This window comes from Streptomyces sp. NPDC005774 (assembly GCF_042871645.1).
GTDB lineage: Bacteria > Actinomycetota > Actinomycetes > Streptomycetales > Streptomycetaceae > Streptomyces > Streptomyces pratens.
The window spans coordinates 28,878-47,875 of record NZ_JBIAIV010000053.1 but is presented as its reverse complement, the minus strand read 5'-3'; the positions used below and the strand labels follow the sequence as shown (position 1 = coordinate 47,875).

Sequence of the window (18,998 nt, the reverse complement as noted above, 5' to 3'; positions counted from 1 at the left end):
GCGGGGAGGGCGTCGACGAGGTCGTCGAAGCCCTGGAGAAGCACCACGCGTGGATGGAGGAGCACGGAGTCCTGGCGGAGCGCCGGCTGGCCCGCACCGCCCTCCCGGTTCACGTGGTCGCTTCGGAGATCCGCCCGGATCTCCGCTCAGCGGTCGTCGCGGTCGTCGTCACCGTCGTGGTCGTTCCGGTCATCGGCGTCGTCGTCACGCCCGTCGTCACCCCGGTCGTCGCGGTCGTCCGAGTCGTCGTCGTCCGCGGTGACCTTGCCGCTGTTCGGACCGACCAGCCACTCCCGGTCGTCCCCGCCGGCGGTGACCGTCTCGACCTCCCAGCCCTTGGTGTCGTCGTCGTCCAGGTCCACCGACGTCACGGTGCCCTTGGCGGCCGCCGCCTTCGCGGCCTCCTCGGCCGTCACCGACATGCCCTTCAGGGCGGCGCGCACCTTGGCGGCGTCGTCGTCATCGTCGTCCCGTTCCGAGCCCAGGACCTTACCGCTGCTCGGGTCGATCCACACGCTGTACCAGGTGTCGCCGCCGCCGAGGATGTCGACCTCCCAGGCCGCCTTGCCGCGGTGCTCGTCGTCATCGTCGTCGTCCATCTCGACGGAGACCGCGGTGCCCGACCGGTGCTTCAGCGCGGCGGAGACGGCCTCGGCGGCGGTCACGTCCGCGGAGAGCGCCCGAGCGTCGTCGTCGTCCAGGTCGTCCAGGTCGTCGCGGTCGTCGTCACCGTCGTCGCCACGCCGGTCGTCGCGGTCGCCGGCGCGGTCGTCGTCGTCCGATGCCCACGTGTCCACCTGGTTCGTGCTCGTCGGCTCGTCGTCCCCCGAGACCGCGATGGCCGTCGCGGTGCCTCCGCCGACCAGTGCCGCGGCGGTGACGACGGCGATCACGATGTTGCGCTTCATGTGGATTCCTCCCCAGTCGCTGCGTTTTCGACGTCCTCAATCTCGCTGATCAATGCTGAGAGGAACCTGAAATCGCCTGAAGTGATCTTCAGGTTGGCTCTGCGACCCTTGTGCGCATGCGCCCACCCGTCGCCCACCACCACCCTGCCGGAGGCGCTTCGCGCCACACCTTCCGACTTCTGATAGTCGAGGACGAAAAGCGGCTGGCCCTGTCACTCGCCAAGGGTCTGACCGCTGAGGGGTACGCCGTGGATGTCGTCCACGACGGCCGGGAGGGCCTGCACCGGGCCACCGAGGGCACTTACGACCTCGTGATCCTCGACATCATGCTGCCGGGCCTCAACGGCTACCGCGTCTGCGCCGCCCTGCGCGCCGCCGGACACGACGTGCCGATCCTGATGCTCACAGCCAAGGACGGCGAGTACGACGAGGCCGAGGGCCTGGACACCGGCGCCGACGACTACCTCACCAAGCCGTTCTCCTACGTAGTCCTCGTCGCCCGGGTCAAGGCGCTCCTGCGCCGCCGGGGGCAGGGCGCCGGGTCCTCGCCGGTGCATGTGCTCGGGGACCTGAGAATGGACACCGCCGCCCGCCGGGTCTTCCTGGCCGAGGACGAGGTGACGCTCACCGCCAAGGAGTTCTCCGTGCTCGAGCAGCTGGTGCTGCGGGCCGGCGAGGTGGTGTCCAAGCCGGAGATCCTGGAGCACGTCTGGGACTTCGCCTACGAGGGCGACCCGAACATCGTCGAGGTCTACGTCAGCGCCCTGCGCCGCAAGCTGCGCGCCGGGCTGATCCGGACGGTGCGCGGCGCCGGGTACCGGCTGGAGACGGCGCCGTGAACCGCCTGTTCGGCTCGGTCCGCTCCCGCGCGACGCTCGGCGCCACGCTCGTGGTCGTGGTGGCCCTCGTCGTCACGGGCGCCGCGGTCCTGCAGGCGCTGCGCTCCAACCTGACCGCCGAGGCGGCCACCGAGGCGGAGCACAAGGCGCGGTCGGTCGCCTCCGAGCTCGCCGAGCGGACCCCGTACGACGAGCTGTCGGGGCTGGACGGCGAGGCCGGGCCGGTGCAGATCGTCGACGAGGACGGGAACCTGGTCAAGGCCGCCGAGGGCTTGCAGTGGATCAACGGCACGGCCACCGACGAGGTGAGTCCCCGGCCGTCGCCCATGCCCTCCGCCTCGGCCTCACTCTCGCCCCCGGCCCGCGATGACGAAGACGACGAAGACGAAGAGGACGAAGACGAAGAGGACGAAGACGAGGACGAAACGGAGGGCCCCGACGGCTCGGACGAAGCGGAGGAGTCGCAGGACGCCGCTGACGCCGCCCCGTCCCTCGCCCCCGGCGAGACCAGCCGGCAGGCCACCTACGGCAGCGGCGCCGCGACGATCGGCGACGACACCGCCGACTACCGCTTCGCGGCCGTCGACGTGCGGACCCACGACCGGGGCCTGCTCACCGTCTACGCGGGCGCCCCGCTGGCCGCCGAGCACAGCGCCGTACGCACCGCGCTGACCGTGATGCTGATCGGCTTCCCGCTGCTGGCGGCGCTGGTCGCCGGGATGACCTGGGTGGTCACCGGGCGTGCCCTGCGCCCGGTCGCCGGCATCCGTGAGGAGATGGCCGCGATCACCGCGTCCGAGGACCTCACGCGCCGGGTTCCGGAACCGGGCACCCACGACGAGATCGCCCGGCTCGCCCGCACCACCAACGAGACGCTCGCCGCCCTGGAGACGTCCGTGGAGCGGCAGCGGCGGTTCGTCGCCGACGCCTCGCACGAACTGCGCAGCCCGATCGCCTCCCTGCGCACCCAGCTGGAGGTGGCCGCCGCCCACCCCGACCTCCTCGACCTGGACGGCGCCGTCCAGGACACCGTGCGGCTCCAGCACCTCGCCGCCGACCTGCTGCTGCTCGCCCGGCTGGACGCGGGGGAGCGGCCCGTGGACGCGCGGGTCGACCTGGCCGCGCTGGCCCGCGAGGAGGCGGCGGGACGGACGGGGGTGACCGTGGACGCGGAGTCGGCGGAATCGGCGGAGGTGGCCGGGTCGCGGGGGCAGCTGGGCCGGGTGCTCGGCAACCTGCTCGACAACGGACGCCGGCACGCCCGCGAGACGGTCTCGGTGAGCGTGCGGCGGGAGGGCGACAGGGTGGTGCTCGCGGTCGCCGATGACGGCGACGGGGTGGCCGAGGCCGACCGGGAGCGGATCTTCGAGCGGTTCGTCCGGCTGGACGCCGCCCGCAGCCGCGACGACGGCGGGGCCGGTCTGGGCCTCGCCATCGCGCGGGACGTCGCGGTACGGCACGGTGGGACGCTCACGGCCGGTGCGGCACCCTCGGGCGGAGCCCTGTTCGAACTCCGGCTGCCGCTTGCCCGAGGGACCTGACCTGACCCGGTGGAACACCACCACCGGGCCGGGTCACCGACTCGGACGGTCCCCGTTTCGGACGGTCCCCGGTTCAGAAACGCCCGCGCTGGTCGCGCAGATGCTCCGCGATGGGCTTCAGGGCCTTGTCCAGTTCGCCGAGGGTCTCGGGGGAGAGCAGGTCGATGAAGTGTCGGCGCACCGACGCCACGTGATGGGGCGAGACCTTCTGCATGGTCTCCATGCCGTGGTCGGTGAGGACGGCGAAGAGGCCGCGCCGGTCTGATTCGCAGTGCTCCCGCCGGACCAGGTCCGCGTTCTCCAAGCGGGTGACCTGGTGCGAGAGACGGCTCTTGGACTGGAGGGTGGCGGCGGCGAGATCGCTCATCCGCATCCGGCGGTCCTCCGCCTCGGAGAGGTTCACCAGAATCTCGTAGTCGTTCATTGTCAGGCCGAAGGGCTGCAGGTCCTTCTCGAGCTGGTACGTCAGCAGCCTGTTGACCTCCAGGTGGGTGCGCCAGGCGCACTGCTCCGCATTGGTCAGCCAGCGCGTGGCCGTCTCGGTCTCCATGAATGAAGTCTACCTAAGAAGTTGAAAGGCGAACTAGTGAGGGATTTTCTGTGACGGTAACGGCGTGCACGCGTTCGATGTCACACTCCGCAGACTACCGCTCACAGCCCGAAGCGACGCTGGAGGTCCCCCAGCTGTCCGGGAAGGCGCGGTGCCCCCGCGCCCTGCCCGTGCGCTCCGGTACCTCCGCCGCCGGGCACTCCCGCCTGCTGCGGAGTGGCCCCCGTGGCCTGCTCCGGCATCAGCGACTCGGACGACTGCAGCAGTACGGTGCCGGCTCCGACGAACTCGAACTGGTGCTCCTCGCCGGAGGCCCCGCCGAGGCCCGTCAGTGCACGTAGACCGCCCATCACGCCGGTCATGTACCCGTGGTCGTAGTGGTGGCACGGGGAGGGGCAGTCCGCCCACCCGACCAGCGCCTGCGGGTCCACCCGGAGCGGGGGTTCCATGAGCACCACGGGGCCGTTCGAGACGGCCACGAACTTTCCGGTTCCGATGAGTGTCAGGAAACCCGGCACGATCGACTGCTTCAGCGACAGGCTTGGCTGAAAAGCGAGCAGATTGCCCGAGCGAACGGTCAGATTGCCGTCCTCGAGGTCGTACGCATTCACATCGAACGCCCGGTCGGCGAGGAGCATCTTGCCCGAGCCCTCCGCCACGACCCAGTCACTGGCGTGCAGAGGCGAATGGAACGACGTACGGACAAGTCGGTCGAGCCGGCCGTGCCCGATGCCGTTGAACTCGATCGTGCCGTAGTAGGCGATCATCTTCCCCTTCTGCAGGAACCACTGGCTCCCGGCGAGTTCCACGCAGAAGGTGTAGGGATCGACATTGTCGTCGGACGGCAGCGTCGTCGGGTCGAAGACCGTGACGCCGGGCTGCGGGCCCGCGCCCGGGGTTCCGTAGGTGCTCAAAGCTTCTCCTCCGACGCCTGGACGAACACCGCGCCGCTGCCGCTGAGCTCCAGCTGGAACGCCTCGCCGGAGCCGCGCCCCACCATGTCCCGCCAGCCGAGCGCGGTGGACAACTTGTTGCGGACGTCGCCGTGATGGGCGACGTAGGCCTGCGGGTCGACGTGGATCGGGCGCTGCGGCGTGACCGGGATCTCGATCACGCCGCCGTGCGCCATGACCGCCACGGAGCCGTGACCCTTGAGCGTGGTGGTGAACAGGCCCTGCCCGGAGACCTGGCCCCGGACCATCCCCATCACCCCGCCCTGCGAGCCCAGGAACATCGTGCCCTGCTCCAGCGTGCCCTCGAACGCCAGCAGGCGGTCCGCCTCCACGTACAGGGTGTCCCCGGAGAGGTTGATCACCTGGATGTGGTGGCCGCCGTGCCCGAACAGGACCGTGCCGCTGCCCTCGACGGTCATCAGGGGCGTGTCCTCGCCCGCCACCCGCCGGCCGATCATCGACCGGAGCCCGCCCTGGCCGCCCATCGTGTTGGGGGTGAAGGCGACCTCGCCCCGGTAGGCGAGCATCGCACCGCGCTGGCTGAACAGCCGCTGACCGGGCACCAAGGTCGCCTCGACGACCTTCGAGTTGATCTCCTGGAAGGGCATGTCAGACGTCTCCCGCGATCGTGTTCCGCTCACTGGGCTGGACGTACACCAGCCCGTCGCCCTCGAACCGCATCTGGAAGGCCTCGCCGCCGCCCTCCCCGAGCAGCGTGCGGAACGTCACCCCGGACTGGAGGGACTGGCGAAGATTTCCCCGGTGGGCCACATAGGCGCCGGGGTCGACGGTCAGCGGGTACTGCGGAGCGACCCGCAGCAGTACCGCGGGCCCGTCCGACATGATCGCCGCCTGACCGTGTCCCTCGACGGTGGTCGTGAACAGCCCGTTGCCCTGGGAGGCGCCGCGCAGACCGGTGAAGCTGGTCCCCGTGCGCAGGCCGCCGTCGGTCGCCAGCAGGTTGCTCGACTCCACGTAGAGCGTGTCCCCCTGGAGTCCGACCAGATTGATCTCGGCGGCCCGGTCCGCGAACCAGCAGACCCCGCGCCCCTTCACCTCCATCACCGTCATCTGCTCACCGGTCAGCCGCCGGGTCACCATCCCCCGGATGCCGTCCCCGCCGCCCGTGAGCTTCTTGAACGCCATGTCACCGTCGTACGCGACCATCGAGCCGTTCTTCGCCTTCACGGCGTCCCCGGTCATCTCGACGGCGAGCACCTTGCTGCCCTGAAGTCGGAACATCGCCACGTGTGTGACGGTAACCGCAGCCCCGTCGCCGGAACAGGCCCTGTCGGGGGAGACACTCCCTGAAAATCCCCCTAGGGGCCGCGTCGACCGCGGCGACCGCGTCGACCGCGCCGACCGCGTCGCCGCCGGGGAGGGTCCCGGGCGTGCGGGCGTGCGTGCGAGCGGGTGGCCGACCGTGTCGCACACGGGCCCCCTCCGGTGATCGCGAACGCCGTTTGCCACAATGGGGGACGCTTGTGCGTGCGTTCACAAAGCGTCAGGCACAGGACAACGGATCGGGCCGCCGGGCCCGGTACGACTCGTAGACACCGCTGTCTCTCCCACCGAAGGTGATCCGTGGACCTCAAGACCGCCAGTGCCCTCCGCCGCCTCCGCCTGGTATCGGGCCCCGAGGCGATCTCGTTCCTGCTCCTCCTCGTCGCCTCGGTCCTGAAGCGGACCACGGAGTTCAACGCCGTCCCGGCGCTGGGCGCGATCCACGGGTTCCTCTTCGTCGTGTACGTGCTCTTCTGGGCCGACGCCTGGAACCGCGCCAAGTGGCCGCTGAAGACCGCCGTCTTCTACTTCCTGATGTCGGTCCTGCCCACCGGCGGCTTCTTCGCCGAGCGCCGGCTCAAGCGGGAGACCGAGGACGCGGTGATCGCGTCCCGCGCGGGCAAGGAAGGGGTCGTGAGCGCGTGATCGTCGCCTTTTCCGTGACGCCGCTCGGTGTCGGCGAGGACGTGGGGGAGTACGTCGCCGACGCCGTGCGGGTGGTCCGTGAGTCCGGGCTGCCGAACCGCACCGACGCCATGTTCACCTCGGTCGAGGGCGACTGGGACGAGGTGATGGACGTCGTGAAGCGCGCCGTGGCGGCGGTCGAGGCGCGCGCCCCGCGGGTGTCCCTGGTCCTCAAGGCGGACATCCGGCCCGGGATCGAGGACGGACTCGCCTCCAAGGTCGAGACCGTCGAGCGGTACCTGGGCCGGGGCGCGGACGAGAGCGCGTAGTACGGCGAGGGGCGCGGGGCGCCACTGGCACCCCGCGCCCCTCGCCGTGTCCCGTGCCTCCCCCGCCCCTCAGCCGCGCCCGGCCGTGCGGCGCAGGTGATGGCGTACCGCGCGGTGGGCGACCGGGCCGAGACCGTCCAGGGCGGCGATGAGCACCCCGAGCTGCTCCAGGGCGTCCAGCGCCGCTCCCGCCCCCGCCGGATCCACCCCCTCGTACAGTTCGAGGCCCACGAAGGACGCCGCCACCGCGCGGGCGAGCCCGCCGGCGTCGGTGAACTCACCGAACGGGGTGCCGGGCAGGACCCGTTCGAGGACCTTCTCGATCTCCACGATCCACAGGTCGAGCCCCGCCGACGTCGCCGCCCTCAGGCTGTCGTGGGTCTGGGCGCCGGCCAGCAGCTGCCCGAGCAGGGCCACCTGACCCGCGGCGCGCTCCTCGTCGTGCATCTCCCGCCCGAAGGCGAGGAGCTCCGTGAGGGAGCCGACCTCCGCGAGGCGGGTGCGGTAGCGGGCGACCCGCTGCTCGGCCCCGTGGCGACAGGCGGCGGAGAGCAGCTCGTCCACCGAGCCGAAATGGTAGAAGACCAGTGCCTGGTTGACCCCGGCCGTCGTCGCGATCGTCCGTGCCGAGGCCTTGGCGATGCCCTGTTCGGCGAGCGTGCGCAGGGCGCCCTCCAGCAGCTTCGTCCTGGTGCTGTCTGCGGTTCGGGTGCCGTCGGCGGGGCTCACGCGCGCGGCTCCTCACGGACCGGACGCAGACCGGGGCGCACCCCGCACGCGCGGATGTCGCTGTAGACGGCGGTGAAGGAACCCTCGTAGCCGAAGAGCGGCCCGAAGCGGCGGTTGGTGACGTCGACCCGGATCCGGAAGCGGCCGGCGCGTTCGTCGTAGGACTCGCGCACCTCGGCCCTCGCGCCGACGGTCTCGGGCACGCGCACGTCCACCGGGCCTTCCCGGAAGCGGTGCTCGCCCGAGCGGATCAGCAGGGAACCATCGGGTTCCGCGTGGAAGCGGAGCTCGGTGGCGAGGTGCTGGTGGGTGCCGAGGTAGTCGACGATGCGGTCGCCCCGGGGCCCGAGCACCATCTGGGCGTCGAAGCGGCGGGGGCGGCCGGGCAGCTGGAAGGTGCGCACGAAGGTCACCGTCTCACGGCCGAAGCCGTCGGAGTACGGCTCGTTCTCGATGGTGAAGGGGATGTGCCGGCCCTGCCGGGGGAGCAGGATGTTCCGGGTCGCGCCGAGCGCCAGGAACGGCTTCACGAAGGCGCCGCCGTGCCAGACGCGGTCCATCACGCCGTGGCCCGTACATGCCTCGCCACTCGTCAGGCCGACGGAGAAGCGGCGCCGCAGTTCGGGGTGGAGGCGATCGAAGCCGGCGCCCATCACGGTGCGGAAGATCGAGGTCATCGCGGAGTCTCCAGGGTGCGCAGCAGCCGGGGCGGGCGGACCGGGTCCGGTGGGGTGCGCAGACAGCGGCGGGCGGCCGGGGTGCGGGGCAGCGGCGGGGCGAGGAGCGCGGCGGCGATCGCCGCCACGAGGAGCAGCGGGGACAGGAAGGCTCCCGCGGGTCCGAGCAGGGCGACCGGCTTCAGGGCGAGGGCGGTGCCGGCGACGGCGGTCACCGCCGTCCGGAGCGCCAGTTCCGTCAGCCAGTTGCGGCGGGCGCGCTCGGGGGTGACACCGTGCTCCAGCCAGATCCGGAGCCGGTCGAAGGACCAGGCCGTCGCCCAGCCCATCAGGGGGCGCAGCACCAGCCGGTCCGCGAGCGCCCCGACGGCACCCCAGCGGGGTCGGTAGTCGTACCCGGTCAGGAAACGCACCCCGCCCCCGTCCCCCTCCCCGGTCCCGTCGGGGAGGTAGCGCCAGTAGCCGCTGCCGTCCGCGAGCAGGGAGAGCGGGTGCGGGCAGGAGAAGCGGAGCGCGGAGGTGCGGGTGCCGTCCGGGCGCTCCTTCTCACCGGCCGAGACGCCGGTGCCGGCGATGGTGAGGAACGGCAGCACTCGGGTGGCGTAGCGAAAGTGCCGCGGCTCGTCCTCACCCCCGGCACGCGGGAGATGACGGATCTCGGTGAAGCGCAGGTCCCAGCGCTGGTGCTCGGCCGGGTCCTGGGTGCGCGCCCACAGCTCGTCGAGCTCCGCGCGGACCCGCGTCTCTATGTACAGCCTCACGCCGACCCCCTGTCAACAGCGTGTTTGAGCGATCGCTCAAACTCTGCGATGGGGAGCGTACGTTGTTTTGAGCGATCGCTCAACGGGAGGGTGGCGCACCGGCTCCGATCGAAGGGCGAGACAGGGCTGACCAAGATATGACCGGCCGGTAGGGTCGGGGCCGTGCCGAAGCCGCTCAGTCTCTCGTTCGATCCCATCGCCCGCGCCGACGAACTCTGGAAGCAGCGCTGGGGGAGCGTGCCGTCCATGGCCGCGATCACCTCGGTCATGCGCGCCCACCAGATCCTGCTGGCCGAGGTCGACGCGGTCGTCAAGCCGTACGGGCTCACCTTCGCGCGCTACGAGGCGCTGGTGCTGCTGACCTTCTCGAAGGCCGGCGAGCTGCCGATGTCCAAGATCGGCGAGCGGCTCATGGTGCACCCCACGTCCGTGACGAACACCGTGGACCGGCTGGTGCGGTCGGGCCTGGTCGACAAGCGCCCCAACCCCAACGACGGCCGCGGCACCCTCGCGAGCATCACCGACAAGGGCCGCGAGGTCGTCGAGGCGGCCACCCGCGACCTGATGGCGATGGACTTCGGCCTCGGCGCCTATGACGCCGCGGGATGCACCGAACTGTTCGCGATGCTCCGGCCGCTGCGTCTCGCGGCGGGGGACTTCGAGGAGAGGTGAGGGGTGCCGCAGCGGGAGTGGCAGCGCTCAGCCACCGCCTCGGCGGCTACTGACCCTCCTACAAGGCGATCCCCGCCCGCCTCGCCAACACGGACACCTTCGGGTTGCTCCGCTTGTGCAGCGACACCAGCACCCGGCTCAGTTCCTGGAAGGTCGGGTGCACTTTCGCCATCTGAGGCGTCGCCTTCCACGCATCGGCGAGGGAGTCCACCGCCCCATCGCGGTCCCCGAGCGCCAGCTTCGACCGAGCCACGTTCATGTGCAGCGGTCCGATGCGCGTCGCGGGCAGCGTGGGGCTTTCCCGTAGGTACCTCTCCCCGGCTTCCAGAGCGTCCGCGTGCCTGTTCAGGTCCGCGTTGGTCGCCACCACATGCGTTGCGGTGTTCTCCGGTCCGAACTGCATGCCGTTGACGTCCACGTCGGTGTCGATGACCTCGGCCGCCTTCAGTGCCGCCGCGATGTGTCGTTGCGCGGTCTTCTTGTCCTTCAGCCGGCCGGCGAGCGTCATCCCCCGCAGATGCAGCAGCCCCAGCCCCAGGCTGCGGGCCCGGCCCGACATCGTCGACTCGGCCGCAACCACCGCCTGGTCGACCACGGCAAGACCGCCGGCGAAGTCTCCACCGTTGAGGAACGTGCCGGCCTCGTCCCGGGCCGCGACAGCGCGAGCCAACGCGTTCGCCCGCTCTGCTGCCTGCTGCTGCTTGACCACCGCCAATTCCGCCAGCGTCATCCAGCGGTGCCGCGCGGCAAGCCAGTAGATCGCGCTGTAAACGTCAGCCACACGCGCCCAGTGCTCCGGCAGGCCCGTCGCGTGCGCGTGACCCTGCACCCGACGCAGCAGACCGGGCAACCGCTGTGTCACCCCGGCCAGGTCGGCGTTGCTGCGGAGCTGGAAGAGCTCCGCCAGGCCCTGCTCCAGAAGTTCGGCGCGCACCGGCTCATCCGTGGGCAGACCGAAGCGCCGCATGGCACTCCGCAGTTCCTTCAGCCGGTCCTCCTCACCCGGGGCGACAGGGCTCTGGCCGAGCAACTCGTCAAGCGTGATCCCGAAAGCATTCGACAATGCCGCGCCCATGCTCTGCGTCAGCGGGCGCTCACCCCGCTCGATCTTGCCGAGCATGGACTTCGACATTCCTGATCTGGCGGCCAGGTGGTCTTGCAGCCAGCCGCGCTGCACGCGCAGAACTTTGACGTTGGCGCCCGGCCCAGGGGTGGTGCTCTCTGCGCTCATACGTGATGTCTTCCCGGTCGGATGCTCCTGCTTTTCATGCTCTCAGCCCACGACTACCCACGCGATGCTCTGTGTACTTTCTGTGCACCTTCGCTCATCCAGTGTGTCGTTGACTAGTTACAGACAGCGAACAACGGCACGTCCGCGAGCTGAGGACTGACATGATGACCGTGGCGGTGTACCGGGTGACTCCAGACGGCAAGAGAGTCGTGATCCGCGAGGAGCACGAGGTGACGCCGATCAAGACGATCCCGCTCACCGACGGCTGGCCGCCCTGCAGGTGCCCTCGGCACCGTCTCCGCGGCCTTGCCGACGCACCCCGATGAGCACTGCCGGACGCATGGCGTGTGACGCCTCCGACTCCGAGAACCGTCGGCTGTAGGACAGCCCCTGAGGCACCGGCACGTGCCGGCTGCACTGCCGGCGCCCGAACGTCACCGTGGCCTGGGTCGGTCCCGTCGTCTCCTCCGGGTTACAGGCCCCGCTCTATGGCTGCGCGACACGAATCGCCGAGCTGGACCACATGGTGTGGCAGTACTGCGCCGCGAGGGACCGTATCTGAACGCCAAGCTCCCGCCTTCTTGCACAACCGATCCGATGGCTCCCCAACGGAAGATCGCGGCAGGGAGGCGGGGCACCACCCCGCCCCGGCACCGGGGCGGGCAGCACAGTTGAGGCTCCTGGCAGGGAGGCCGCGCGGCTCACCACGCACCCCCCGGACCTACCCCCAACACGTACGACCGAAGGAAGTTCATGACTAAAACGACCGTCGAGCCCGACGAGGCGACCCGCCTGCGGAACCTCGTGGTGGACGAGCTGTGCGCGGACGGCACGATCTCTTCTCCGGAGATCGAAGCAGCGATGCGCAAGATCCCCCGCCACGAGTTCACCCCCGACACGCCGCTGAACAAGGCGTACGGAACATACGCCGCCGTGATCACCAAGACGGACGAGCACGGGGTGCAGCTCAGTTCCGTCTCCGCTCCGCAGATCCAGGCCATGATGCTGGACCAGGCCCAGGTGCGTTCCGGCATGAGGGTGCTGGAGATCGGCTCGGGCGGGCTGAACGCGGTCTACCTTGCCGAACTCGTCGGTGAGGGCGGCGAAGTCGTCACGGCGGACATCGACGCCGATGTCACCGAGCGCGCTCGGCGGCTCCTGGACGAGCACGGCTACGACAGGGTTCGCGTCGTCACCGCGGACGCGGCCGAACCGATCCTGGACCTCGGTGAGGTCGATGTCGTCATGGTGACCGCCGGAGCCTGGGACATCTCCCCGGCCTGGACCGCGCAGCTCAAGGACGGCGGCCGGCTCGTGGTGCCGCTGCGGATGCGGGGCCTGACCCGGTCGGTGGCCTTCACTCAGGTTACGGGCGAGCACGGCACCTACCTGGAGAGCGAGTCGGCGCGGATCTGCGGCTTTGTTCCCATGCAGGGCTCGACCGCCCACCGGGAAGAACTTCTGCTGGTCAACGGTACCCCGGAGATCGGACTGCGGTTCGACGACGGCCTGCCGGCCGACCCGCAACGGCTGGACAACGCCATCACGACACCACGCCACGAGCAGTGGACCGGCGTCACCATCGGCCTCCAAGAACTCCTTGACACCCTTCAGATGGCAATGGCGATCAGCCTGCCGGGCTTCTGCACGATGGCCGTCGACGACGACCTGGACACCGGCGTGGTCGCCCCCTCGAACAAGCGGTTCGCCCTTGCTGCCGTCGAGGACGACACCTTCGCCTACCTCGTCACCCGCCGCACCGAGGACAACAAGCACGTCGAGTACGGCGTACATGCCCTTGGCCCGAATGCGAAGCAGCTCGCCGACAAGACCGCTGACGTGCTCCGTGACTGGGAGACCAACCGGCGCGGCGGCCCCGGCCCGGTCATCCGTGTCCATCCGGCCGGCACCCCCGACGACCAGATCACGGCCGACCGGGTCATCGACAAGGCGCACAGCCGGATCTCGCTCTCCTGGCCCTCGGCGTAACGCCGGGAGCCAGGCCGTCCCGCACCACCCGAAGAAGAGAAAGGGCACCACCATGACGAGCGCCACCCTGACCCCGCCCGCCGCGTTGGCGGACATGGACGACGACTTCGCGCCCCTGGACGTGAAGGTCGTCGTCGCGGAGTACCCGCACGGCAAGCTCATGTGCACCACCGGCGACGGCTGCGGCACCACCTGCGCGACCGGCTCCTCCGCCTGCAACTCCTTCGTGGAGGACCCGGCCTGATCCAGGCCGTCTGTCTGGTGGGCCGGACGAAGCGCTGCGTCCGGCCCACCAGCACCTCTTTCCTCCCGCGCCCCGCCTGAAGGAAGGGCCTCATGGCTTCCCGAGCAGTCGCCGATTACCAGTGGCAAGGCGCCGCGATGCTGCGCGCCACCACCAGCCACGGACCGGCAGACGTACCCCGCACCCTCGACCTCGACGACGTGGCCTGCACCCGTGCTTGGCTGAACCGCGTCTGGCAGCGCGAAGACTTCCGCAGCGCGCTGGAGCCGGCCACCCCCGCGCTTTCCCACGCCATCGAGACCGTCGTCCGCGGCCGGCAGACCGAGCCCCGGCATGTTCGCCGCACCGCGCTGTCGACGGTCTGCTACCTCCTGCGGTGGCAGCACCGGCCGACTCCGCTCGGCCTGTTCGCCGGTACCGCCCCCGTGTCCGTCGGGCCGCGGGCCGGCGTGCGATGGCGCGGCAAGCACCACGCGACGATCCGGCCGGACGCCGAATGGGTCACCGACATGGTCCTGCGCCTCCAGCGCAGCCCAGCGTTACTGATGCGGTTACCGCTCCTAGCCAACAACGCCGCATATCCGCGCGGTGACCGGCTTGTGGCGCCGGGCCCGCCCTCCGACGGCCATGCCCTCTTCCTGGCGCCGGTCGAGGTATCAGTCCGCAACACCCGGCCGGTGGCCGCCGCGATGGATGCGACCCGAGAACCCATCTCCTACGGCGACCTCCACGCCCACCTGCGCGACAACTTCCCGCAGGCCACCACGGAGAGGATCGACGCTCTCCTCATGGGCCTGGTCGAGCAGCAGTTCCTCATCAGCAGCCTGTGGGCGCCCGCGACCACCGTGGATGCCTTTCAACACCTGTGCCGCGAACTGGACCGGTGCCAGGCGGACAGCATCCCGGAGGTGCGGGATCTGGTCCACGCGCTGTACACGGTGCGCGAGGACGTGTCCTCCCCTCAGCCGACGCTTTCCGGCACCACCAACATGAACACGGTCACCGCGCGGATGCGCGCCCTCACCACCGTCACCCCGACACCGCTGCTCATCGACACCGCCCTCGACTGCGAAGTACAGCTCCCGCAGGCCGTGATCGCGGAAGTGCAAGCAGCCGTTTCGGCCCTGTACCGGGCCACGCCGCAGCCCTATGGCTACCGGCACTGGCAGGACTACCACCGCCGGTTCCGGGCCCGATACGGCGTCAGCGCCCTGGTGCCGGTGATGGACCTGGTCTCCGACAGCGGCCTGGGCCTGCCTGCCGGGTACGTCGGCTCCGAGCGCGGCGCCGCCCCGAAGCCGCTCACCGACCGCGACGAACTGCTGCTTGCCCTGGTGCAGGAAGTCCTCATGGACGGCCGCGAGGAACTCCGGCTGACGGACGCGACAGTCAATGCCCTGGAGAAGGCCGCCGGAAGTGACGAGCGCCTGTTCGTGCCCCGGGTGGAGGCCGCCTTCGAAGTCCACTCCCGCACCACCACGGCTCTGGCACGAGGCTCCTTCGACGTGCTGCTGACCGCGGCGCCGCGGCCGGGCAGCAGCATGGCCGGCCGGTTCGCCCATGTCTTGCCGCCCGAACAACAGGACGCCCTCGCCGCCACCTACCAAGGCGCCCCGGGCGTCCTCCCCGCACAGTTGGTGTTTCCGCCGCGGCGCCGCCGAAATGAGAACGTCACCCGTACACAGCGGTTGCTGCCGAACGTCATCGAGCTGTCAGGCCATCGCGAGGCGGACGAGACGACGATCCAACTCGCCGACATCGCCGTCACCGCGGACTCACGCAGCTTTCACCTGGTGCGGCTCACCACCGGCCAACGCATCGACGTGCGGGTCCTGCACGCTCTGGAGGGCGGGACCCAAACCCCGCCGCTGGCCCGCTTTCTCGCCGAGGTGGCCAACGCGCGGTCCGCCGCCTACAAGCCGTTCGACTTCGGCGCCGGATCGCGGCTCCCGTACCTGCCACGGGTGCGCTACCGCCGCACCATCCTCACCCAGGCCCGGTGGCTGCTGATGGCCGACGACCTGCCCGGCCGCAAAGCCCTCACTGAGCAGTGGGAACACGCCTTCGGTGTCTGGCGGGACCGGCTCCGGGTACCGATGCAGGTCGCCATGATCGAGCACGACCAGCGCCTTCCCCTCGACCTGTCCCACCCGGTCCACCGCCGGGTGCTGCGCGCACGCCTCGACAACACCCGGCGCCTGGAGCTGCGCGAAGTCCCGGACGGCGACGCCCACGGCTGGATCGGGCGAACGCACGAGATCTGGCTCTCCCTCGGCCGGTCCCAGCCTGAGACCGCCGGCAAGCCCCGGCTACGAGCCGCCGCACCGGCCGCCGACGGGCGTCGTCTTCCCGGTGCCGGCGATGTCCTCCACGCGCAGCTCCACGCCCACCCACACCGCTACGACGAGATCCTGAGCCGGCACCTGCCCCGCCTTTTTGCCGCATTGGGAGAGATCTTGCCGACCTGGTGGTTCACCCGGCACCGGGAGATGGCCCGCCCGGACGCCGACCAGCACCTCGACCTCACGCTGCAGCTGCCGCCGGGCGCGTACGGGACCGCGGCTCATCACATCGGTACCTGGGCGGACAGTCTGCACGGGCTCGGCCTGGCGTCCGGGCTCGTCCTGGCTCCCTACCAGCCGCAGACCGGGCGCTTCGGTGGTCCAGCGGCCATGGACGCCGCGCACCAGGTTTTCGCGGCGGACTCGGCCGCTGCCCTCGCACAGATCCGGCTCGCCGAGCGCACCGACGCCTTCGCCCCACAGGCCCTCGCCGCAGCCAGCGTCCTGAACCTGATCACCCACCTCGCACCCAGCGTGACCGAGGCCGAGGAGTGGCTGGTGGACAATCTCCCCCAGGGCACCGGGCGGCTGGACCGGGATCTGCGTAACCAGGTGCTCGAACTCTCCGCAGCCGAAGGCGCCTCCGGGGTGTTCGCCACTCTTCCCGGCGGCTCCTCGGTCACCGAATCATGGCAGGCCCGTGCTGCTGTCCTTGACACTTACCGAGAGGCCCTGGCCGGGGAGCGCGCCCCGCTCACCGTCGCCCGGACCCTGCTGCACCAGCATCATGTCCGGGCGCTGGGCGTCAGCCCGAGCGCCGAGGCGGCCACGCTGCGGCTCGTACGCATGGGGGCCCTTGAGCACCGGATGGCGAGCCGATGACCGCGCGGGCCGTCACTGCCCCGGCGATCCTGGAGCAGTGCACCGCCCATCTGGCAGAACCCGCTCAGCCACTCCCGGACGAGCCCTGGGAGGTGCAGTCCCTCGCCGACGGCGCCGCCGGGATCGGCCTGCTGCACGTCGAGATGGCCAGCCGATACGGCGGCTCCTGGAGGCCCGCCCACCGGTGGATCACTGCCGCAGCCTCCGGTCACATCAGCGCGGCCGACACTACCGGGCTGTTCCTCGGCGCCCCGGCTGTCGGCTTCCTCCTCACCACCGTTCCGCCGCCCTTCCAGCACCTGTACGACCCGGCGCGCAAGACCCTCCACCAGCACATCACCGAGCTCACCCACCGCCGTGTCGACACCGCGCTCACCCGCATAAGCAGCCGCAACCTGCCCACGTTCGCCGAGTACGACCTCCTCTACGGCCTCACCGGAATCGGTGCCTACCTCCTGCGCACCGCACCCGAAGGGACCGCTCTGGAACGGGTCCTGCGGTACCTCGTTGCTCTGACCCGCCCGCTGGCCTCCGGCGGTCGCGGCCTGCCCGGCTGGTGGGTCCGCCACGACCCCGCCCGCGGTGAATCCCCCCGCTTCCCTGGCGGACACGGCAACTTCGGTGCCGCGCACGGCATCACCGGCCCGCTCCTCCTCCTGACCCAGACCCTGCGCCGCGGCATCACCGTCAGCGGCCACCGAGAAGCCGTGTGGACCATCTGTGAGCACCTCGACACCTGGTGCCGGCACGGCCCCGGCGGCCCCTGGTGGCCCGAGCACATCTCGCGCCGCGACCTCGACCGCGGACGCCCCCACCACGACGCACCCGCCCGGCCGAGCTGGTGCTATGGAACGGCGGGCATCGCACGGGCCGGGCAACTCGCCGGGCTCGCCCTGCGGGCCCTCGACGTCCAGGCGTTCTACGAGGATGCCTTGTACCGGGCTTTGACCGACCCCGAACAGTGTGCCCGGGTCACCGACGCCGGCCTCTGCCATGGATGGGCGGGCATCTACCAGACGGCCGTCCGCGCTGCCGCCGATGCCCTCGACCCCCGCCTTCAGGCCCTGCCGGATCGCCTCGGCGACATCCTCGCCGCGCAGGCCCGGCCCGGTGGCCTTCCGGCGGCCGGGCTGATCAACGGTGACGCAGGCACCGCACTCGCCCTCACCACCTACGCCTCTCAGCAGGCCCCGACCACCGGATGGGACGCATGTCTCCTGATCGACTGACCCGGACGAAGCCGAGCCCGATCCAGTGCGCGGTCCGTGCTGTCCTCACCGGCCAGCCGGTCGCCGAGGCCGCACGCCGGTATCGGATCGACGCCGCGATCCTGTCCGACGCCATGGCCGTCTACGACCAGGCCGGCCGAGAAGCCCTGGACCTCCACGCCTCCACCACCGACTGGTGGCAGGCATACCTGCACTTCACCGACTGGGCGAACGCTGACACGACCTTCACCACGCATGTCCTGCCTGTGCTGCGCGAGGCAGAGAGCACCGGCGCCGTCGACGGCTGGTGGTACACCAGAAAGCACCCCTGCTGGCGCCTGCGGCTCCGCCGACGCCCTGAGATCCGGGCTGAGACGACCGTCGGCAGCGGCTTCGACCGCCTTGTCGCAGAGGGGCACCTTCAAAGGTGGTGGCCGGGCATCTACGAGCCGGAAACCGCGGCTTTCGGGGGTGCGGCCGTCATGCCGGCTGTGCACGCCCTGTTCATCACCGACAGCCGCGAGGCGCAGCAGTTGAAGCACCGTCGAGACCTGGCCGTGGGGCCTCGGGAGCTGTCCGTCCTCCTCTGCACGATCATGATGCGCGCCGCCGGACTTGAGTGGTACGAGCAGGCGGATGTCTGGCACCGCGTGATCACGGACGAACATCGATCGGCCCTCGGCGATGTCCCGGAAGACCGTCTGAACGCCCGCGCCCAGGAAATCCTGCCCCTGCTCCGAGCCGACACCGACATCCTGCTGCGTGCGGGCGGATCGTTGGAGCCCGTCGCCAGGTGGGCCGCCGCCTTCCGGAGCGCGGGTGAGGAACTCGGCTGCGCGGTCGGAGCGGGCACGCTCGACCGAGGGCTGAGGCAGGTGCTCGGCTACCACGTGATCTTCCACTGGAACCGGCTAGGTCTGTCCATGCGGGGACAGAGCGTTCTGGCGTGGGCCGCGAAGGCGGCGATTCTGCACAGAAGCACGGGTGACGAATCGCCTGTAACGCCCGGCGCGGTGATTCCGTCCCTGGAGCGAAAGAAGCCGTTGAAGGTTGGCCACGATCTGCGAGACGACGGCCCGACCGGTACTCGGAGCGGTGAAGTCACATATGCGGCTGATCCAGAGCATCACCGGCACGGTGACCGGTGACGGCGGCCGGAACCGACTCGCGGCAGTCGGCGGCGAGGCCGAGAGCCTCGCCGGGTGGTTGACGTACAAGTCCGGGCACATCGTGGAACGGGCCCGCGCCGTGCGCCGTACCCTCACGACCGACGCGCCGCTCAAGGTGGTGCGCGA

General features: G+C 70.6%; 19 protein-coding genes and 1 pseudogene. 11 read left to right on the top strand and 9 right to left on the bottom strand.

Going from position 1 to position 18,998, the window contains the following annotated elements; translation table 11 throughout:
- Nucleotides 1–122, top strand: a pseudogene (locus ACFYQA_RS32670) (methylmalonyl Co-A mutase-associated GTPase MeaB); the annotation flags it as partial.
- Nucleotides 123–146: 24 nt separating this feature from the next.
- Here ACFYQA_RS32670 and ACFYQA_RS32665 read toward each other — a convergent pair.
- Nucleotides 147–908: a PepSY domain-containing protein gene (locus ACFYQA_RS32665; RefSeq protein WP_388925754.1), complete on the bottom strand. Its 762-nt coding sequence runs from the start codon at nt 906–908 to the stop codon at nt 147–149.
- A 116-nt stretch (nt 909–1,024) separates the two neighbouring features.
- Between ACFYQA_RS32665 and ACFYQA_RS32660 the strand changes: the two genes are divergently transcribed.
- Nucleotides 1,025–1,747 carry a response regulator transcription factor gene (locus ACFYQA_RS32660; RefSeq protein ID WP_388925751.1) on the top strand — a complete coding sequence of 241 codons (723 nt, stop codon included), beginning with the start codon at nt 1,025–1,027 and terminating at the stop codon, nt 1,745–1,747.
- Complete coding sequence (locus ACFYQA_RS32655; protein WP_388925748.1) at nt 1,744–3,288, top strand: sensor histidine kinase; 1,545 nt, start codon at nt 1,744–1,746, stop codon at nt 3,286–3,288. The genes ACFYQA_RS32660 and ACFYQA_RS32655 overlap by 4 nt, the downstream gene beginning before the upstream one ends.
- Before the next feature lie 73 nt (nt 3,289–3,361).
- Here the strand turns inward: ACFYQA_RS32655 and ACFYQA_RS32650 are convergent, their stop codons facing one another.
- From ACFYQA_RS32650 to ACFYQA_RS32635, 4 genes are all read right to left on the bottom strand, one after another.
- Nucleotides 3,362–3,838 carry a MarR family winged helix-turn-helix transcriptional regulator gene (locus tag ACFYQA_RS32650; protein WP_388925745.1) on the bottom strand — a complete coding sequence of 159 codons (477 nt, stop codon included), beginning with the start codon at nt 3,836–3,838 and terminating at the stop codon, nt 3,362–3,364.
- A gap of 101 nt (nt 3,839–3,939) precedes the next feature.
- Nucleotides 3,940–4,752, bottom strand: coding sequence for an AIM24 family protein (locus tag ACFYQA_RS32645; protein WP_388925742.1), 813 nt, complete (start codon nt 4,750–4,752; stop codon nt 3,940–3,942).
- Entirely contained in the window at nt 4,749–5,399 is a 651-nt protein-coding gene (locus ACFYQA_RS32640; RefSeq protein ID WP_388925739.1) for an AIM24 family protein, read from the bottom strand. Before ACFYQA_RS32640 ends, ACFYQA_RS32645 begins: the two co-directional genes overlap by 4 nt.
- A gap of 1 nt (nt 5,400) precedes the next feature.
- A complete protein-coding gene (locus ACFYQA_RS32635; protein ID WP_388925769.1) occupies nt 5,401–6,033 on the bottom strand; it encodes an AIM24 family protein in 633 nt (210 codons plus the stop codon).
- Nucleotides 6,034–6,375: 342 nt separating this feature from the next.
- Here ACFYQA_RS32635 and ACFYQA_RS32630 point away from each other — a divergent pair, with 342 nt between their 5' ends.
- The gene (locus tag ACFYQA_RS32630; RefSeq protein ID WP_388925736.1) at nt 6,376–6,720 is read left to right on the top strand and encodes a DUF3817 domain-containing protein; all 345 of its coding nucleotides are present in this window, start codon (nt 6,376–6,378) and stop codon (nt 6,718–6,720) included.
- Nucleotides 6,717–7,028 (top strand): MTH1187 family thiamine-binding protein, encoded by a 312-nt coding sequence (locus tag ACFYQA_RS32625; RefSeq protein WP_388925733.1) that lies wholly within the window; start codon nt 6,717–6,719, stop codon nt 7,026–7,028. The genes ACFYQA_RS32630 and ACFYQA_RS32625 overlap by 4 nt, the downstream gene beginning before the upstream one ends.
- Before the next feature lie 69 nt (nt 7,029–7,097).
- Here the strand turns inward: ACFYQA_RS32625 and ACFYQA_RS32620 are convergent, their stop codons facing one another.
- Genes ACFYQA_RS32620 through ACFYQA_RS32610 form a run of 3 tightly spaced genes read right to left on the bottom strand, consistent with a single transcriptional unit; the run spans nt 7,098 to nt 9,195 of the window.
- A complete protein-coding gene (locus ACFYQA_RS32620; protein ID WP_388925730.1) occupies nt 7,098–7,757 on the bottom strand; it encodes a TetR/AcrR family transcriptional regulator in 660 nt (219 codons plus the stop codon).
- Complete coding sequence (locus ACFYQA_RS32615; RefSeq protein WP_388925727.1) at nt 7,754–8,434, bottom strand: DUF4166 domain-containing protein; 681 nt, start codon at nt 8,432–8,434, stop codon at nt 7,754–7,756. The genes ACFYQA_RS32620 and ACFYQA_RS32615 overlap by 4 nt, the downstream gene beginning before the upstream one ends.
- Nucleotides 8,431–9,195: a hypothetical protein gene (locus ACFYQA_RS32610; protein WP_388925725.1), complete on the bottom strand. Its 765-nt coding sequence runs from the start codon at nt 9,193–9,195 to the stop codon at nt 8,431–8,433. The genes ACFYQA_RS32615 and ACFYQA_RS32610 overlap by 4 nt, the downstream gene beginning before the upstream one ends.
- Before the next feature lie 162 nt (nt 9,196–9,357).
- Between ACFYQA_RS32610 and ACFYQA_RS32605 the strand changes: the two genes are divergently transcribed.
- On the top strand, nt 9,358–9,867 hold the full coding sequence (locus ACFYQA_RS32605; RefSeq protein WP_388925722.1) for a MarR family winged helix-turn-helix transcriptional regulator: 510 nt from the start codon (nt 9,358–9,360) through the stop codon (nt 9,865–9,867).
- A 58-nt stretch (nt 9,868–9,925) separates the two neighbouring features.
- Here ACFYQA_RS32605 and ACFYQA_RS32600 read toward each other — a convergent pair whose 3' ends face one another.
- On the bottom strand, nt 9,926–11,098 hold the full coding sequence (locus ACFYQA_RS32600; protein WP_388925719.1) for a helix-turn-helix domain-containing protein: 1,173 nt from the start codon (nt 11,096–11,098) through the stop codon (nt 9,926–9,928).
- A 753-nt stretch (nt 11,099–11,851) separates the two neighbouring features.
- Between ACFYQA_RS32600 and fxlM the strand changes: the two genes are divergently transcribed.
- The 5 genes from fxlM (at nt 11,852) to ACFYQA_RS32575 (ending at nt 18,851) form a co-directional block, all read left to right on the top strand.
- Nucleotides 11,852–13,087: a methyltransferase, FxLD system gene (fxlM, locus tag ACFYQA_RS32595; RefSeq protein ID WP_388925716.1), complete on the top strand. Its 1,236-nt coding sequence runs from the start codon at nt 11,852–11,854 to the stop codon at nt 13,085–13,087.
- 52 nt (nt 13,088–13,139) lie between these two features.
- The gene (locus ACFYQA_RS32590; RefSeq protein WP_388925713.1) at nt 13,140–13,331 is read left to right on the top strand and encodes an FxLD family lanthipeptide; all 192 of its coding nucleotides are present in this window, start codon (nt 13,140–13,142) and stop codon (nt 13,329–13,331) included.
- 92 nt (nt 13,332–13,423) lie between these two features.
- Nucleotides 13,424–16,495 (top strand): lantibiotic dehydratase, encoded by a 3,072-nt coding sequence (locus ACFYQA_RS32585; RefSeq protein ID WP_388925710.1) that lies wholly within the window; start codon nt 13,424–13,426, stop codon nt 16,493–16,495.
- Nucleotides 16,492–17,724, top strand: coding sequence for a lanthionine synthetase C family protein (locus ACFYQA_RS32580; RefSeq protein ID WP_388925708.1), 1,233 nt, complete (start codon nt 16,492–16,494; stop codon nt 17,722–17,724). Before ACFYQA_RS32585 ends, ACFYQA_RS32580 begins: the two co-directional genes overlap by 4 nt.
- Nucleotides 17,706–18,851 (top strand): thiopeptide-type bacteriocin biosynthesis protein, encoded by a 1,146-nt coding sequence (locus tag ACFYQA_RS32575; RefSeq protein WP_388925705.1) that lies wholly within the window; start codon nt 17,706–17,708, stop codon nt 18,849–18,851. The genes ACFYQA_RS32580 and ACFYQA_RS32575 overlap by 19 nt, the downstream gene beginning before the upstream one ends.
- Nucleotides 18,852–18,998 lie beyond the last annotated feature (147 nt).